Genomic DNA, 16226 nt, shown 5'->3' with positions numbered 1-16226 from the left:
TGCAAAAACTAGATACATCACCGGGCGGTCAGCGTCACCACCACTGCCTCAGGCGGGCAAAACAGACGCACCTGGGCATAGCGCGAAGTACCCAAACCCGCGGTAACCTGCACAGGCACACCCTCCTGATAGGAGACCCCCTTAGCCCGAGCCGGAGGCAAATCACAGTTAGAAACCAAAGCCCGGCCACCGGGCAAGCACACCTGACCACCATGAGTATGGCCAGCAAAAATAGCCTGAGCGCCGTCGTCGGCAAACCGGTCAAGAGTGCGCAGGTAAGGGGCATGGCAGATACCCAGGCGGACGCTGGGGCCCGACTGGGCATCAAAAGCGGTAGGGGAGAAGCCAGGGTGGCGGTCATATTCTAGGTGGGGGTCATCCACCCCCGAAAACTCCAGACGCAGACCCTCCACCGTCAGCGTATCGTAACGGTTGATGAGCCCTACCCAGCCGCGGGCATCAAAAGCATCGTGCATGGCCTGAGTAGGGAGGTTGGGGCGAGTCTCAGAGGTCGCCTCGTCCCCCGTGTTCTTTATCCACAGGTAGCGGGCCGGGTTCTTGGGTACAGGAGCGAAATAACAGTTAGACCCCGGCACATAGACACCTGGAAAATCCAGTAGAGGATCTAGAGCTTCTAAGAGGGCAGGAAGAGCCTGGATATGGGAAAGGTTATCCCCAGTATTAATCACCACATCAGGTTCTAGCTCAGCCAGAGAATGCATGAAAGCAGTTTTCTGCCCCTGCCCCGGAATCATGTGCATATCTGAGATATGCAGAATCTTAAAATCGGGGCTACCTGCCGGCAAAATCGGCAGGCTCTCATGGCGCACCTGAAAATTGTTGAGCTCAATAAAGTGGGCATAGGCGGCCGTGGCGGCCCCAGCCACAGCACCTGCTGCCAGAACCACTGAAAGGCTCTGTGCCAGAGTGCTAGCTGAAGCCGCCACGCCAGAAGAATTCTGAGAATTCAAGGTAAGTCCTTACTGGTTGGCACCAAGAACCGTGTCTGAGGGAGTATCAAACTTATCGGTCTTGTAGTTCTTAGCCTGAGCCTGCATGAACTTCTGCCACTGGGCACCTGCATAGGTGGCGCCGTCCACATAGTTCAAAACCTTGCCGTTAATAGATAGGCCGTTCAAGGGGCGAGAGGTGTTATCAAGGTTGCCAACCCATGAAGCGGTAGACAGGCCGCGGGTATAACCAACCGTCCAGGTCTGGGTGGAGTTGTTGGTCGTACCGGTCTTAGCCGCAGAGGCATCGGGCAAACCAATACCGCGCTGATAGCCTGAACCATCCACCAGAACCTGCTTGAGCACGTAGTTCACACCGTTGGCAACGTCCTTATCGAGCACACGTTCACAGCTGGGCTCGTAGGTTTTGATGTCCTCATCACCCTTGCTGACTGTTTCAAGGGACAGAGGCTTACAGTAGGTGCCGCCGCTAGCAAAGGTTGCGTAAGCAGAGGCCATAATGAGCGGGGTCGTACCCTGCTCCCAACCACCGAGCAGGTAGGAGGGGCGGGTCATGGAGTAGGGGTCAGCACCTGTACCGTCGGTAATACGCAGTTTGGCCCGCATCTCATCGATGGCACAAGCGTCGGTGACTGAAGCCATCTTAACGGCATAAGAGTTAATGGAGTTCTTAATGCCGTAGGCTACGGTGCCCCAGCTCTGGTTACCGCCTTCAGCGTTGGTGAAGACGTAACCATCGGCGTCCTCAGAGGTGACATAGCCGCCCTCTTGGCAGCTAGCGGGCCAGCGGAAGCTCTGGGGGTAGTTCAACGAAGTGCCATCAATGACAGCGTTGGCGCCCTTACCATCCTTGAGCCACTGGGCAAGAAGGACGGCCTTGAAGGTTGAACCGGGCTGGAAGCCAGCGGTACCACCGTGGGACACACCTACGTTGTAGTTATAGAAGTTATCGGCAAAGTTGGTTTCGTCAGGGTTGCCATAGCCAGAGTTCTGGGCCATCGCAATAATTTTGCCCGTGCCCGGTTCAACAGACACCAGGGCTGCACTGACCTCATCAGGGTTGTTCTTTGAAGGCTGGGTGGCCTCAACCTGGGCCTTGGCGTCCTTCTGGGCTGAGGGGTTCACAGTAGTGACAATTTTGTAGCCGCCACGGTAGAGGGCATTAGCACGGTCATCCTCAGTGGCGCCGTAGGTCTCATCGTTCAGGAAGTCAGTGATGGCGTAGTAGCAGAAATGTGCGAAGTCGCCAGCGGTGGAGCAGCCCATGGGGGTGGTGTGAATATCGAGAGTGATTTCTTCATTCAGGGCGTCAGAGTACTCGTCCTCGGTAATCTTGCCATCACGCAGCATGGTACCCAGCACCACGTCTCGGCGTTCCTTGGCTAGCTGAGGGTTAACGTCGGGGCGGTACATGTTCGGGGATACCACCATACCCGCCAGAATGGCCGACTGGGAGATATTGAGCTCTGAGGCAGAAATACCCCAGTAGTAGTAGGCTGCTGCCTCTACACCGTAGTTGGATCCACCCAGGTTAATGATGTTCAGGTAGCCCTCAAGGATCTGATCCTTAGAAAGGTTCTGCTCCATGGAGATAGCCAGCTTAATTTCCTTGACCTTATCAAGGTAATCCTTGTTAGCCCCCAAGGTGCTGGCCTCGGTGCCCGACTGCTCAGCAGCGTCAATGAGCAGGTTATTGACGTACTGCTGGGTCAGCGTTGAAGCGCCCTGACGAGCGTTGGGATTAATAACGTTGTTGACCATAGCGCGGGCGATACCCATAGGAGAAATCGCGCCGTGATCGTAAAAATTACGGTCTTCAGATGAAAGAATCGCATCTTTCATATGCGGGGAGATATCTTCCAAGGCAACCGCGGTACGGTTCTGCGCGTAGTAGGACGCCAGCTCTGTCTTGCCATCGTTAGCGTAGATAACGGACGGCTGGGAGAGAGGCCCATCGCTGAGAGTCGCAGGTAGAGTCTTAAACCAGTTCATGGATGCATTGACAGACGCGCCCAAGACCGTAGTGGGGGGCACCAGAATCAAGGCCGCAATAAAACCGGCAATGATGCTCAATGCAACAAATTGAACAAGGTCGCCGGGGCTGCGGCGTCTCTTTCGCACATTCTTTGAAGAAGCCATTGCATCAGTTTATCGGCTCACGGTGAAAAGCGCACCGGCCTGCATGTCACAGCCGCCCACAAAAAACCTGACAGAGCTCTCAGGGTCGTCTTTTGGGCCCCGGTAGTCTAGGCTTGGTGCTATGGAAAAATGGGAATACGCAACAGTGCCCCTGATGATTCACGCAACCAAACAGATCCTCGATAACTGGGGTGAAGACGGCTGGGAGCTGGTGACCGTGCTCCCCGGTGCTCCTGCACCTAGCAACGCCACCCCCGCCGGGAACATGGTTGCCCCCACTCAGGGCAATCCAATCGCCTACTTTAAGCGCAAGAAGGCGAGTAACTAAATACTCAGACAAGAACCGGGTTCAGACACCGTATCTGAGCCCGGTTTTTGCCCCTAAAAACCTGTCCTTGAGAAAGTGCGCCGTGTCACAGATTGAAGATCGACTCAAAGAACTGGGCTACGACCTACCCGAACTGGCAGCCCCAGTAGCTGCCTACGTACCGGCCGTCACCAGCGGCAACTATGTCTACACCTCAGGCCAGCTACCCTTTATCAAGGGTGAGCTACCGGCCACCGGTAAGGTCTCAGACTCCGGCGCCGAAGGCTTCGTAGACCCCGCAACCGCCCAGACAATGGCCAGCCTCTCAGCCCTCAACGCCCTGGCAGCTATCAAATCAGTTATTGGGGACCTTGACCGCATCACCCGCGTGGTCAAAGTGGTCGGCTTCGTCTCATCCGAGCCCTCCTTCACCGGCCAGCCCGCCGTCATTAACGGGGCCTCCCTACTCCTGGGTGAAGTCTTTGGTGAGGTCGGTGTGCACGCCCGCTCCGCCGTTGGTGTGCCGGTGCTCCCGCTAGACTCCCCGGTAGAAGTCGAAATTATCGTGGAATATGCCTAACCAACCCATGTACACCGGCGCCCTCAAACGGGTGCCGCCACCGGCGTCCGCCCCCTACGCTTCGGTAGGGGCACCGGCACCTAAAACCTACCCTATCCCTGCTAGCCAGCAAGACTCAGCTCGCACCTGGCTTACGGAGGGCCAAGGCATACCGCGCGCAGCTAAACCTGCCTCCGCAGTAGTTTTTGTGCGCGACGGAGCCTCAGGGCCTGAAACCTTTATGACCTACCGGGTGAAATCGCCGATGGGGCGGGTCGCCTTCCCCGGCGGGCTAGGCATACCCGAGGACGCCGCCCCCATCGGCTGGGCAGGCCCCAGCGGGGATCATTGGGCTAAGGCTTTTAGCCAGGAGGACCTAGGGGCAGCTAACGCCGCTGTGGTCACTGCGGTACGAGAACTCTTTGAAGAAACCGGTGTGCTACTAGCTGGTAGCGGGGAACTATCTACCATTGAGCTCACTAGCGGTAACGAGTGCATGGCCTCCCGCCTGGCCGTAGCCCAGCAGGAGAAAACCTTTGCTGACTACCTAGAACGCCGCGGCCTCAAAATCCGTGCCGACCTGCTCAAACCCCTAGCCCGCTGGCAGTCACCCGACTTCTTCCATAAACGCTACGACATTCACTATTTCACCTGCGCGGTTCCCATAGGGCAGAACCCATCCCTACTTGCCAATAAAGGAATCTGGGGGCGCTGGATGAGCGCGCGTGAGCTAGTTGCTCAACCTACCAGCCTGGAACTAGGCAAAGAAATTGGGCAGGAGGACACCATCGGGGTTCCTTTCCAAGAGCTGGTGACCCCCGGCGTCATGCACATTCTTGAACAGTTAGCGGCCTGCCCGGGGGCGGTGGCCTTCCTGGCCAAACGGCGCCAGGTTTCCCTCTACCTGCCCACAGTGAAACAGGATGCCACCGGCATCTGCTACCTGCAAATATAAAAATAAGAGACACACAAAAACCGGGTGGCCAGCATAAGCTGACCACCCGGTTGTGAAGTCTCTAAAGCAGGCAGGAGGCCCGCCCTAGCTTAGCGGGAGCGCTGACGCAGACGCTGCAGGTCGAGAATAACCACGGCGCGAGCTTCCAGACGGATCCAGCCGCGAGAAACGAACTCGGCCAGGGCCTTGTTCACGGTTTCACGGGAAGCGCCGACTAGCTGAGCCAGCTCTTCCTGAGTCAGTTCGTGGGCAACTAGCACGCCATCGGTGGCGGGGCGACCGAAACGGTCAGCCAGGTCAAGCAGGGCCTTGGCAACGCGACCGGGAACATCTGAGAAGACCAGGTCAGCCAGGTTCTCGTTGGTGCGGCGCAGGCGGCGGGCCAGAGCCTGCAGAACCTGGGCAGAAATGTTGGGGGACTTCTCCATAGCCTTACGCAAGGACTCGTGCTTGACACCTGCCAGGCGGGTCTCAGAGACAGCGGTTGCGCTGGTGGAACGGGGTGAGGGGTCAAACAGGGCCATTTCGCCGAAGATTTCGCCCGGGCCCATGATAGCTACCAGGTTTTCACGGCCGTCAGAGGCAGTACGGCCCAGCTTCATCTTGCCTGAGATGACGAAGTAGAGCTGATCACCCTGATCGCCTTCGTAGAAGAGGGTGGCACCGCGGGAAAGATCAACTTCAGTAATGTCTTCAGTTAGCGCTGCAAAAGCTTCGTCATCGAGTGAAGCAAACAGCGGAGCACGGCGTAGTACTTCAATATCCATGGTTCTCTTTTACTCCTGAATATGGTAGGTCTAAAGGGCGATTCAAGTGCGATACCCTGTATATACAGAGCGGGCAGACTTCTAAGCATAGCCTTTGCCTAGTTCATCACATCGCACTTTTATCTGTGACTTATTCAACTACTACGAGCCTACAGGATATTTAGTGCTTTCGATACCCAAAGACCGCCACACAGGGCCGCTTCTCCAAGAATTCTTCCAACCTTAGCCTTCCCTCACCGAATGGAGAGTTATGACCATACTCGACTGGGTCATTATCGCTATTATCGCCCTCTACTTTATTGCCGGCATACGGCAGGGGCTCTTCATCACCCTAGGAACCTTCTTAGGCTTCGTCCTAGGCGCCGTCGCCTCCATCTACGCCACCCCCTGGGCCATCAACCAAGTCACCGCCCAATGGCACCTGCTAGCCGGGCTAGGCACAGTGCTTGCCTGCCTAATACTAGGGCAGACCCTGGGTGCAACCCTGGGAAATGTTATCCGCAAGGCAAGCGACCGCACACCCCTGCGCGGGCTAGAGCGGCTAGCCGGTGGCCTGCTCAACATAGTGCTAGCCTCACTGGTCATCGTCACCGTGGTGCTGGTCGTCCGCCCCCTGGGCATCCCCGCCGTCACTGCCCTCACCGCAGACTCAAAGGTAGTGACCTGGATGATGCAGATGACCCCGGCGTCCGCTCAAGAAAAAGTAACCGAAATTCGGGGCCGTATCGTACAGGCCACCGGCCTACCCGAAATCTCCCAACTTCTCTACCCCGAACAGTCCGCCCCCACCGGCACCCTTGAAAGCGCACCCCTAGATAAAGCAGGCCAATCGGTGGTGCAGGTTGTCGGTGCAGCCCAAGCTTGTAATTACACCTCTGAAGGGTCAGGCTTCGTCGTAGACGGTGGCCTAACAGTCACAAACGCACACGTAGTAGCAGGCGTGAACACCCCCACCCTCATCAGCCGTGACGGGCAGGCAGTAACCGGCGACGTGATCTACTACGACCCCGAACACGACATTGCGATCATCAGCGCCCCAGACCTAGCTCTCACCCCCCTGACCCTCAACGAAGCCGAGATCGCCTCGGGCACCACCGTTGCCCTCATGGGCTACCCCGGTGGCGGCCCCTTTGCCAACCGAGCCGCAACAGTCCAAGGGCTGGGCTACACCCAGACCATCAACGCCCAAACCGGCCAAACCAACCCCTCCCGCCTGGTCTACCAGCTAGCTGCCCAGGTGCAACAGGGCAACTCCGGCGGCCCAGTACTCACCGAGGACGGACGCGTCATCGCCATGGTGTTCGCCAAGTCCACCCAGAACCAGACCGGTTACGCGGTGCCATCGTCCCAGATTCTTGAAGCACTAGCCCACGTCAGCGCAAGCTCACCCACGGTTGCCACCGGCCAGTGCCTACCCAACTAGGGTTGAGTGCTCCTGCCATTGCGGGCATAGAGGAAATACACAGCTAGCCCCACTGCCAGTAGGAGCAGCCCACCCACAAGGGAGGCAGGCGGTAGCGTCCAGACCACTAGGCAAGAACCTGCCGCACCGGCAAGCTGGAGCGCGCGGGTAGCGGCGATAGGGGCCGGTGAGAGGGCAAGATCCTGGTAGCCCAGCTGGGATATGAGCTTTTCGTGACCTTAGAGGTGACGGGCTAAGAAGGCCAGGGCCAGCTCGTAGCCCTGGGCGCCTGCACCGGCAATCACGGCGGTCGCCTGAGGTGAGACATAGGAATGGTGACGGAAGGGCTCACGCCGGTGCACATTAGACAGGTGCACCTCAACGACCGGCAATTCGGCTGCCTCTAGGGCATCGTGCAGGGCCACGGAGGTGTGGGTGTAGGCGGCCGGGTTGATGATGATACCGGCGCAGGTGGTGCGGGCAGCCTGAACCGCGTCGATCAAATCCCCTTCATGGTTGGACTGCATGAAAGTCATCTCGTAGCCCAGCTCTGCGGCTTGGGCTCGGAGAGCAGCTTCAATATCAGCTAAGGTGGTGCGCCCGTATACCTCGGGTTTGCGCACACCAAGGAGGTTGAGGTTAGGGCCGTTAATGACGGAGATACGCCGCGGCGCAGTCTGTGGTGTTGCCATAGTCTCTAGTTTTTCACACCACACGGCCCGCCACCAGCGGGCTGAGCATAGAAGAAGCAAACTGGGGCACACATGCCCCAGATGCTCTTCCCCGGTGCCTTCTAACCCTTCTTGAAGTTAGCTTCGATAGCGTCCATGACGGTGGGGTCAGCCAGGGTGGTGGTGTCTCCTACCGGGCGGTCCTCGGCGACGTCCTTGAGCAGACGCCGCATGATCTTGCCTGAGCGCGTCTTGGGTAGATCATCAACAATGAGTACCCGCTTGGGCTTGGCAATGGGGGAGATTTCCGTGCCGACATGGGCCCGAATCTGCTCGGCCAGCTCGGCTTCATTCTGCCCTGCCGCCTTGGCCTCATCGTTGAGAATGACGAAGGCCATGATGGCCTGGCCGGTGGTTTCGTCCGCTGAGCCAACGACTGCCGCTTCAGCCACGGCCGGGTGGGAGACGAGAGCGGACTCAATTTCTGGGGTGGAGAGGCGGTGGCCAGAGACGTTCATGACGTCATCCACCCGCCCCAGTACCCACAAGTCGCCGTCTGTATCGCGTTTGGCTCCGTCACCGGCGAAGTACATGCTCTCGAAGCGTGACCAGTAGGTGTCGATGAAGCGGTCGTCATCACCCCAGATGGTGCGGAGCATGGAGGGCCAGGGCTCGCGGATGGTCAGGAAGCCGGACTGCTCGTTGGCCAGGGACTCTCCCAAATCGTCCACCACGTCGATGGTGATGCCGGGGATAGGTTGCTGGGCGCTACCGGGCTTGGCCACGGTAATTCCGGGCAGCTGGGAGACCATGATGGCCCCGGTTTCGGTCTGCCACCAGGTATCAACGATGGGGCACTTGTTAGCGCCGATGACGCGGTGGAACCAGCGCCAGGCTTCGGGGTTGATGGCCTCGCCCACGGTGCCCAGCACGCGCAGGGTGGAGAGGTCGTACTGGGCGGGGATATCTTCGCCCCACTTCATCATGGCGCGGATGGCGGTGGGGGAGGTGTACATGATGGTCACCCCGTATTTTTGCACGATTTCCCAGAAGCGGCCGCGGTGCGGGGAATCTGGGGTGCCTTCGTAGATGACCTGGGTGCAGCCGTTGACCAGGGGGCTATAGGCTACGTAGGTGTGGCCGGTGACCCAGCCGACGTCGGCGGTGCACCAGTAGACGTCGGTTTCTGCTTTGAGGTCAAAGACGTTCTGGTGGGTGAAAGCACCCTGGGTCAGGTAGCCGCCGGTGGTGTGCAAGATACCTTTGGGCTTACCTGTGGTGCCGGAGGTGTAGAGAATGAAGAGGGGGTCTTCTGCGCCTTGTTGGGAGGGCTCATGGTCGGTGGACTGGCTGGCGAGGAGGTCGTGCCACCAGATATCGCGACCCGCCACCCAGTCGATGTCTTCACCATTGCGCTGAACAACCAGTACGTTTTCTACAGAGCTACCACCCTTTGCGAGGGCAGCATCCACAGCGGGTTTGAGCATGGAGGGCTTGCCACGGCGGAAGGAGCCGTCTGCGGTGATGACCAGCTTGGCTTGGCCGTCTTCGATGCGGGAGCGTAGGGCATCGGCTGAGAAACCGCCGAAGACCACAGAGTGCACCGCACCGATACGGGCACAGGCCAGCATGGCGATGACGGCTTCGGGAATCATGGGCATGTAGATAGCCACCCGGTCGCCCTTGGTCAGGCCCAGAGATTCTAGGGCGTTAGCGGCGCGGGAGACTTCGTCTTTGAGTTCTGCGTAGGTGTAGGAGGCGGTGTCGCCCGGCTCGCCCTCAAAGAGGATTGCTGGTCGCTGGCCCCTGCCGGCCTCGACGTGGCGGTCTACGGCGTTGTAGCAGGCGTTGAGTTGCCCGTCTGCGAACCACTTGGCGAAGGGCGGGTTGGACCAGTCGAGGGTTTCGGTGAAGGGCTTGTACCAGGTGAGCAGGTTTCGGGCCTGTTCGGCCCAGAATTCCTTACCTTTTTCTTGGGCTTCTTGGTAGATGCCTGGCTGGGCGTTGGCCTGGGCGGAGAATTCGGGGCTGGGGGCGAAGACGTCCTGGATCTCGGTCATGATATGCCTTCCTCTCATGTGGGGCATATGTTGATATGCGACACAAACTGGCTTTATCTCACCTTAGCGCACCCTGTAGTCTAAGTCACAAATATGGGTGTTCGTGTTAAGCGAAAAAGGACGCCGGGAGAAACCAACCAGGCCACCACCAGCAGGCACAAAGGTAGGCTTAGAGACATGCCCCTGAACGCCAAACTGCCCCTCACCCCCGATGAACTCACCCAGATTGAGATTCGCACCGTGCCTGAACCTCACGCACGAGCGTCCGCCCGTAAACGCGCCCGCGCCGCCGCCAAAGGCGAAAAAGAAAGCCAACTGGCGCTGACCCGCCGAGCCCGCAAAATCAACCGTATTCTGGGCCAAACCTACCCCTATGCGGTCGCTGAACTAGACTTCGATAACCCCTACCAGCTGCTGGTGGCTACCGTCCTATCGGCCCAAACCACTGATGTGCGTGTCAATGCCATCACCCCTGAGCTCTTTGCCCGCTACCCCGATGCTGCAGCCCTGGCCCAGGCCCGTAGTGAAGATGTGGAAGATATAGTGCGGCCCCTGGGCTTCTACCGCTCTAAGGCTAAAGCTATTGTGAACCTGGCAGCACAGTTAGTTTCTGACTACCAGGGGCAGGTGCCAGGTCAGCTCAGTGAGCTGGTCAAACTTCCCGGAGTCGGGCGAAAAACTGCTTTCGTGGTGCTCGGTAACGCCTTCGACAAGCCGGGTATCACCGTTGATACTCACTTTGGCCGTCTAGCCCGCCGCCTTGGCTTCACCAGTGAAGAAGACCCCGCCAAGGTTGAAAGTGCGGTGGCAGAACTCTTTGAACCCAAGGACTGGACGCAGCTCTCCCACCGCCTGATTTACCACGGCCGCCGTATCTGCCACTCCCAAAAACCGGCCTGCGGGGCCTGCCCGGTGGCCGATATGTGCCCGGCCTACGGCACTGGTGAAACTGACCGTGCGGCAGCAGAAAAACTCCTCAAATATGAGATGGCGCCAGGCCGCGAGCGCCTGCACCTGCGTTTTGTGCAGGGTGCTACCCGCCGCCAGTTACGGGCTGAGGGGTGGAGCCTCAATGCCTAAGGATTCAAGGCCTAGGGAAGCATGGCCGAGTGAATCAACGCCTAGTGAATCAGTACCTAGAGAATTAGCGCCTAGGGAAGATAGCGCAGGGGAGCACCCGGCTCTGGCGGCTCTGCGGGCTTTAGCTAACCGGGCTGCGGGCATCGGGCGCCCAGGCGATCTATGGCCCGTAAGGCAGGCTGACCAGGCGGGGCAGGCTGACCAGACGGGACCGGCAGGGCAAGCGGGGCAGGAGAGTGCTAAGGAGGCCGCGGTTTTGCTGCTGATGGGGGTGCTCGATGATGCCCCTGCACACAACGCCAGGTGCACCACTGTAGCTGCGGACCTTGACCTACTGGTCCTGGTGCGTTCGGGTACTCTGCGCCACCATGCCGGTCAGCCTGCCCTGCCCGGTGGGCGGATTGACCCTGAAGACTATGACCAAGCCCAAAGCAGCGGCCGGACAGTCGAGCAGGTAGCCGCCTTGCGTGAGGCGGTGGAAGAAACTGGTTTGCAGGCTGAGGGGGTGCGCCTGCTGGGCCAGCTCCCTGCCCTTGATGTACCGGTGAGTAACTACCGGGTTACCCCCGTGCTGGGCTGGTGGGAGTCACCTACCCCTGTAGAGGCTGTCGATCAGAATGAATCAACCCTGGTGGTGCGCGTACCGGTCGCTGATTTGCTGAACCCGGCTAACCGGCTGACTGTGACCGTTAGACGAGGATCACCCCAGCACCAGTCCCCGGCTTTTAGGGTCACAGGTGACCATGAGCCCTTCACCATCTGGGGTTTCACCGGGTATCTGCTCTCCCGCGTCTTTGAAGAGCTGGGCTGGGAAGAACCCTGGGATTAGAGCCGCGCCCGTCCGCCTGACTTACTTAGCTTGCGAATAATCGTCGGTAGTCACCACGGTGACAGGAAATTCCACATCGGTGGGGCCGAAGATAAGTTCGGCGGCTGCTTGTGCTGATTCGCGGACGATGTCGGCGGCGCGGGCTGATTCGCTGGTAGGCCCGTAGAGCATGATTTCGTCGTGGAGGAAGTAGACCAGGCGGGTTTGCATGCGTTTGCCAAAGCGGCGTTCGGTGCGTAGCCGTTTACGGATTTGAGCCATCCAGATCACTGCCCATTCGGCAGCTGTTCCTTGGATAACGAAGTTGCGGGTAAAACGGCTGTGGGCGCGGGCTGCTGAGCGGGCGGCGCGTTCGTCCGCTGCTGTGACCTGGTTGCGCTGGGCCTGAAACCAGGCGTGAGAGGGCGCAGGGGACGTGCGCCCCAGGTAGGTGGTCACCTGCCCACCGCGCAGGCCAATGCTGGCGGCCTGCTCGGTGAGGGCAATGGCGGCAGGGAACATCTTTTTAAGGTGGGGCATGAGCTGTCCACCTTCGCCGGTGGTGGCCCCGTACATGGCCGCCAGGAGGGCAACCTTGGCGTGGGAGCGGTCTTTGAGTGCGCTGCCGGTGCGTTCGCCAATCTGGGCGATGCCCAGGTAGAGGTCGGTGCCGCGCCCGGCAACGGCTAGGGCACGGTCCCCGCTCATAACAGCCAGGATGCGCGGCTCAATTTGGGCGGCGTCTGCCACGGTGAGCATCATGCCCTCTTCTGCGCGGATGGCCGGGCGCACGTCCTTGGGGATTTGCATGGCCCCTCCGCCGTGCCCGCCCCAGCGGCCGGTGGCGGCGGACCCTACCTCATAGGTGGGGTGGAAGCGGTTATTGGTGACCCAGGTATCGAGCCAGTTCCAGCCGTTGGCGGTGTAAAGGCGGGCCAGACGCTTGTACTCGAGCAGGGGGCGCACCAGCTGCCAGCGTTCTTCGCGCAGGTGGGGTACCGCATTGGCCCACTCAATCAGCTCCCATTTGCGGGTAGAGGCCACCGAATGCCCGGCTGCTTGCAGGGCTTTGAGCACTTCTTGGGGCGAATCGGGGTTGAGGTTTGGGGTACCCAGTTCTTGGCGGATGCGCGCTGCTAGGCGCTCCATCTTATAGGGCCGGTCGTAGCCTGCTGGGCGGGGCCCTAGGGCGTGTTCGAGGATTTTTTCGTGGATGGTGCGGTTCCAGGGCATACCGTAGTGTTTGATGTCAGCTGCGATGAGGGCCCCTTGCGATTCTGCGGCCAGCAGGAGGGAGAGCCGGGCAGGGGCCGGGCAGGCGGCGACGGCATCTAGCTGGGCGCGCAGTTCGGTGAGCAGGGCGGACGCAGCTGGCCCGGCTGTCTCATGCGTCTTGGGTGGGGCTGCACCTAGGTCATCAAAGAGGGAGGCCTGCCCTTGAATCTGGCGGCGGGCGGGCATAGCCCCGGCTGGGGGATCTGGTTCCCCGGCCAAATCTAGGGTGGGAGTGTAGGGCAAATGGTTTTGGGCGCGGGTGGCTGCCGTCAGCAAAATACGCTGGGCTAGGCGCAGATCATGGCAGGAGGCCGGTGAGACACCTGCCGCTAGTAGGGCGGGCATGATTTTGCGGGCGTCCGCCCAGGCCCAGCGGATTAGTCGGTGTGGGTTTTGGGCTTCTACTGCTCGCACAAAGTCCGGCAGTTTAGCGAAGGGAAAAGCGCGGTGGGTGCCTGGGCCGGTGCCATTGAGCGTTATGGCCTCCCAGAGGGGCCTATCGCCGGGTGAGGTCGCAGGGCCAAGCACGATATACATCTTTCTATTATGCCGTTGAAGCTACTCACAGGGCTAGACAGGGCAGGTCTTCTGTGGCATAAAGAGAGGCAGAGAAAGATACCGGGGTACGGGGTGTACCGTGAAAGGTCACCATGCCCGATACACAGATACGAGTGCGCCGCTCACGACGACACTTCTGTGAGCCACTCCCTATAGAACCGCCAGCAGAACCGCCTATAGAATCACCGCTAGAGGCAGCCCCCAGCGTTGAAGACCTACCCCTGCTTGCAAGCAACCCAGCAGAAACAGACCTGGGTCTGCTCACACCCCTCTTAGCCCACCCAGATATGACCGACATCTTCGTCAACGGCCCCCACAACATCTGGTACGAGGCAGCCGGAACCCTCCACCGGGCACCCATAACCTTCCCCGACGACGAAGCCGTCAGAGCCCTCGCCACCCGGCTGATCCTCGCAGCAGGTGGCCGCCTCGATGACGCCTACCCCGCCGCCGATGTGCAAACCCCAGAGGGAATCCGCATTCACGCCCTGCTTCCACCGCTGAGCCGTTGCGGCACCCTACTCTCTTTACGCCTACAACCAGCCCAGCGCCCGTCCTTACGGCAACTTCAAGAGCGCGGCATGATGGGCCGCCAGATAGAGCAGATGCTACGGCACCTGGTGCGCTCGCGGGCTAACCTGCTAGTGAGCGGGGGAACCGGCACCGGTAAAACAACCCTGCTCGGTGCCCTGTTGCAGGAGGCGGACGCCGGTGAGCGGCTACTACTGGTAGAAGATACCTCTGAGCTGCACCTAGATCACCCGCATGCTGTGAGCCTAGAAGCCCGGGTTGCTAACGCTGAGGGGCAGGGGGAGGTGGGGTTAGCTGAGCTGATTCGGCAGGCTCTTCGTATGCGGCCTAACCGGCTGGTGGTGGGGGAGTGCCGTGGTGCTGAGGTGATGGATATGCTCACGGCTATGAATACCGGCCACGCAGGTAGTGGCACCACGGTGCACGCTAATTCGGCCCAGGCGGTGCCTGCCCGCCTCTACGCTATGGGGGCTCTGGCGGGGGTGAGTAGCCAGGCTGTGGCCTTGCAGGCCTCTACTGCCTTGGACTATATCGTGCACCTTGACCGTGAGGCTGGCTACCGGCTCGTGCGGGGGATTTACCGGCTGGTGGGTGGGCAGGAGCTGGTTGTGCAACCGGTCTGTACGGTGGAGCCGCGCCGCCGGGGAACCTACCTGCACTGGCACCCCGGCAGTGAGGGTATGAGGAGCGCAGCCGGGCTCTCTTCCAGCGAGCAGGCAGGTCAAGTGTGAGAGCAAGGAGCCTGAAAAATTATCTACCCACAAGTGACTCTGTAGGTTTAGAAGAACTAGAACTGTGGCCTGATGCTATCTGGCGCCTAGCGGCCCTGCTCCGCGCGGGCTGCTCCCCGGCGCTGGCTTGCACCAAGGTAGCAACCTACCTGGCCAGTACAGAGAAGAAGAGCACAGCCCAGCCTAAGCCCCGCCGCTTAGCGGTTTTGGGTGCTCTGCGGACGTCCGCCCGTCAAGACCAGGGCCTTGAACTGGCCCGTGCCCAGATGGGCCAGCTCTTTGCCGCTGCCAGTGCCCGCGCCCACCGGGGCCTCTCCCTGGCAGAGGTCTACCTGCAGGTTGCCCAGCAGAATGAGGTGCGTGAGAGCGTACGCCAGGGCGCTGCCATGGTAGCCGCCTGCTGGCAGGTAGGGGAGCGCACCGGGGCCTCCCTAGCCCAGGTTTTCGAGCACCTGGCCTCCTATCTTGAGACAGAAATTGATTTACGCCAGCAGCGGGAGACAGCCCTGAGCGGGCCGCGGGCAACCGGGCGTATTCTCTCCTGGCTGCCCTTCATTGGCCTGGGGCTGGGAATCCTTATGGGCACTGACCCGGTGGGTGTCTTAGTAGGGTCTATCCCCGGTGCGGCTGTGGGGGTGCTAGGCCTGGGACTGGCCTGGTGCGGTAACCGGTGGACGGCCCACCTGATTTCTCGTGCCGAGGAGGGGCGCTGATGCTAGCTCTACTGTCTGTAAGCTGTGCTTCTTTGGCAGGGGCAATCTTCCTGCTCATTCGTAGGCGCCGTGGGGTGCCCGTATCTGGTGCAGAAGTAGCGAACGCTGGGGGCAAGAAGCTGCCGGGGGCCTCCGCTCCTGCCCTAGAGGCAGCCCTCTACCTGGATATGGCGGCAACCATGCTTTCCTCTGGGCTATCAATACCTGCTGTGCTGCACCAGTTAGGCCAGCTTGAAGAGGGTAAATACCAGGCTGAGCTGGGTGCGGTGGTGCAGGGTCTCTATGAGGGGCAGAGCTGGGAGGACGCCTGGGAGCAGCCAATACCTTCGGAGCTAGAAGGGCTCTACGAAGCGCTAGGGCTGAGCCTGAGCGCAGGGGCACCGAGCGCCCAACTAGTGAGGGTGCTGGCCCAGCGTCAGCGCCGCCATCAGCAACGCACCTACGAGAAAGCGGCCGCCCGCCTGGGCGTCAAACTGGTGGTGCCCCTGGGAGCTTGTTCGCTGCCGTCCTTTATCTGTCTTGGGGTGGTTCCTGTGCTTATTTCCCTCTTCCCAGCACTTTTCTAGGGAGAAATAGTGCCGGTAGAGGCAGGATGTTCACAGGCAGCTCTATGAGGGGAAGGTTGCGTCATCAAGGTGTCACAGTTTCACCAGCTAAGACCCTGGCAGCAGCTTTATGACCTGAAAATACGGGGAAGTG

15 protein-coding genes are annotated in these 16226 nt (G+C 60.0%); 9 read left to right on the top strand and 6 right to left on the bottom strand.

The window, feature by feature from the left end:
- Window positions 1-17 precede the first annotated feature (17 nt).
- Together ACEE09_RS01120 and ACEE09_RS01115 are read right to left on the bottom strand one after the other, a co-directional pair.
- Entirely contained in the window at window positions 18-947 is a 930-nt protein-coding gene (locus ACEE09_RS01120) for a metallophosphoesterase (protein WP_449081344.1), read from the bottom strand.
- A gap of 33 nt (window positions 948-980) precedes the next feature.
- Entirely contained in the window at window positions 981-3110 is a 2130-nt protein-coding gene (locus tag ACEE09_RS01115) for a transglycosylase domain-containing protein (protein ID WP_449081288.1), read from the bottom strand.
- A gap of 121 nt (window positions 3111-3231) precedes the next feature.
- Here ACEE09_RS01115 and ACEE09_RS01110 point away from each other — a divergent pair, with 121 nt between their 5' ends.
- The 3 genes from ACEE09_RS01110 to ACEE09_RS01100 all read left to right on the top strand — a co-directional run bounded on the left by ACEE09_RS01110 (window position 3232) and on the right by ACEE09_RS01100 (window position 4931).
- Entirely contained in the window at window positions 3232-3438 is a 207-nt protein-coding gene (locus ACEE09_RS01110) for a hypothetical protein (RefSeq protein WP_449081287.1), read from the top strand.
- Between the two features lie 82 nt (window positions 3439-3520).
- Entirely contained in the window at window positions 3521-3997 is a 477-nt protein-coding gene (locus ACEE09_RS01105; RefSeq protein WP_449081285.1) for a RidA family protein, read from the top strand.
- Window positions 3990-4931: an NUDIX hydrolase gene (locus ACEE09_RS01100; RefSeq protein ID WP_449081283.1), complete on the top strand. Its 942-nt coding sequence runs from the start codon at window positions 3990-3992 to the stop codon at window positions 4929-4931. The genes ACEE09_RS01105 and ACEE09_RS01100 overlap by 8 nt, the downstream gene beginning before the upstream one ends.
- 89 nt (window positions 4932-5020) lie before the next feature.
- On the opposite strand, the gene ACEE09_RS01095 is transcribed toward ACEE09_RS01100, so the two are convergent.
- A complete protein-coding gene (locus tag ACEE09_RS01095) occupies window positions 5021-5698 on the bottom strand; it encodes a Crp/Fnr family transcriptional regulator (RefSeq protein WP_083091991.1) in 678 nt (225 codons plus the stop codon).
- Window positions 5699-5948: 250 nt separating this feature from the next.
- Here ACEE09_RS01095 and ACEE09_RS01090 point away from each other — a divergent pair, with 250 nt between their 5' ends.
- The gene (locus ACEE09_RS01090) at window positions 5949-7121 is read left to right on the top strand and encodes a MarP family serine protease (protein ID WP_449081281.1); all 1173 of its coding nucleotides are present in this window, start codon (window positions 5949-5951) and stop codon (window positions 7119-7121) included.
- 218 nt (window positions 7122-7339) lie between these two features.
- Here ACEE09_RS01090 and aroQ read toward each other — a convergent pair whose 3' ends face one another.
- Window positions 7340-7792, bottom strand: a complete 453-nt coding sequence (gene aroQ, locus ACEE09_RS01085) for a type II 3-dehydroquinate dehydratase (RefSeq protein ID WP_449081279.1) — start codon at window positions 7790-7792, stop codon at window positions 7340-7342.
- Between the two features lie 101 nt (window positions 7793-7893).
- Window positions 7894-9831: an acetate--CoA ligase gene (gene acs / locus ACEE09_RS01080; protein ID WP_449081277.1), complete on the bottom strand. Its 1938-nt coding sequence runs from the start codon at window positions 9829-9831 to the stop codon at window positions 7894-7896.
- Between the two features lie 177 nt (window positions 9832-10008).
- Between acs and nth the strand changes: the two genes are divergently transcribed.
- Both nth and ACEE09_RS01070 read left to right on the top strand, forming a co-directional pair.
- Entirely contained in the window at window positions 10009-10911 is a 903-nt protein-coding gene (nth, locus tag ACEE09_RS01075) for an endonuclease III (protein ID WP_449081275.1), read from the top strand.
- A 265-nt stretch (window positions 10912-11176) separates the two neighbouring features.
- Entirely contained in the window at window positions 11177-11740 is a 564-nt protein-coding gene (locus ACEE09_RS01070; protein ID WP_449081343.1) for an NUDIX hydrolase, read from the top strand.
- A 21-nt stretch (window positions 11741-11761) separates the two neighbouring features.
- Here ACEE09_RS01070 and ACEE09_RS01065 read toward each other — a convergent pair whose 3' ends face one another.
- Window positions 11762-13531 carry a bifunctional 3'-5' exonuclease/DNA polymerase gene (locus ACEE09_RS01065; protein ID WP_449081273.1) on the bottom strand — a complete coding sequence of 590 codons (1770 nt, stop codon included), beginning with the start codon at window positions 13529-13531 and terminating at the stop codon, window positions 11762-11764.
- A gap of 113 nt (window positions 13532-13644) precedes the next feature.
- On the opposite strand from ACEE09_RS01065, the gene ACEE09_RS01060 reads away from it, so the two are divergent.
- From ACEE09_RS01060 to ACEE09_RS01050, 3 genes are read left to right on the top strand one after another with little or no spacing between them, the layout of a single operon-like run.
- Window positions 13645-14814 carry a TadA family conjugal transfer-associated ATPase gene (locus ACEE09_RS01060; RefSeq protein WP_449081271.1) on the top strand — a complete coding sequence of 390 codons (1170 nt, stop codon included), beginning with the start codon at window positions 13645-13647 and terminating at the stop codon, window positions 14812-14814.
- Entirely contained in the window at window positions 14811-15527 is a 717-nt protein-coding gene (locus ACEE09_RS01055; RefSeq protein WP_449081269.1) for a type II secretion system F family protein, read from the top strand. Before ACEE09_RS01060 ends, ACEE09_RS01055 begins: the two co-directional genes overlap by 4 nt.
- Window positions 15527-16093, top strand: coding sequence for a type II secretion system F family protein (locus ACEE09_RS01050; protein WP_449081267.1), 567 nt, complete (start codon window positions 15527-15529; stop codon window positions 16091-16093). The genes ACEE09_RS01055 and ACEE09_RS01050 overlap by 1 nt, the downstream gene beginning before the upstream one ends.
- The last annotated feature ends 133 nt before the right edge of the window (window positions 16094-16226 follow it).

The organism is Rothia sp. 88186D007BW, from assembly GCF_053544215.1.
This window is presented reverse-complemented; position numbering and strand designations above follow the sequence as displayed.

Coding starts and splice junctions, on each gene's coding strand:
- ACEE09_RS01100 (WP_449081283.1), top strand. CDS start 3,990: ATGCCTAACCAACCCATGTACACCGGCGCCCTCAAACGGGTGCCGCCA.
- ACEE09_RS01060 (WP_449081271.1), top strand. CDS start 13,645: ATGCCCGATACACAGATACGAGTGCGCCGCTCACGACGACACTTCTGT.
- ACEE09_RS01050 (WP_449081267.1), top strand. CDS start 15,527: ATGCTAGCTCTACTGTCTGTAAGCTGTGCTTCTTTGGCAGGGGCAATC.
- ACEE09_RS01110 (WP_449081287.1), top strand. CDS start 3,232: ATGGAAAAATGGGAATACGCAACAGTGCCCCTGATGATTCACGCAACC.
- ACEE09_RS01095 (WP_083091991.1), bottom strand. CDS start 5,698: ATGGATATTGAAGTACTACGCCGTGCTCCGCTGTTTGCTTCACTCGAT.
- ACEE09_RS01065 (WP_449081273.1), bottom strand. CDS start 13,531: ATGTATATCGTGCTTGGCCCTGCGACCTCACCCGGCGATAGGCCCCTC.
- ACEE09_RS01115 (WP_449081288.1), bottom strand. CDS start 3,110: ATGGCTTCTTCAAAGAATGTGCGAAAGAGACGCCGCAGCCCCGGCGAC.
- aroQ (WP_449081279.1), bottom strand. CDS start 7,792: ATGGCAACACCACAGACTGCGCCGCGGCGTATCTCCGTCATTAACGGC.
- ACEE09_RS01090 (WP_449081281.1), top strand. CDS start 5,949: ATGACCATACTCGACTGGGTCATTATCGCTATTATCGCCCTCTACTTT.
- ACEE09_RS01070 (WP_449081343.1), top strand. CDS start 11,177: ATGGGGGTGCTCGATGATGCCCCTGCACACAACGCCAGGTGCACCACT.
- nth (WP_449081275.1), top strand. CDS start 10,009: ATGCCCCTGAACGCCAAACTGCCCCTCACCCCCGATGAACTCACCCAG.
- acs (WP_449081277.1), bottom strand. CDS start 9,831: ATGACCGAGATCCAGGACGTCTTCGCCCCCAGCCCCGAATTCTCCGCC.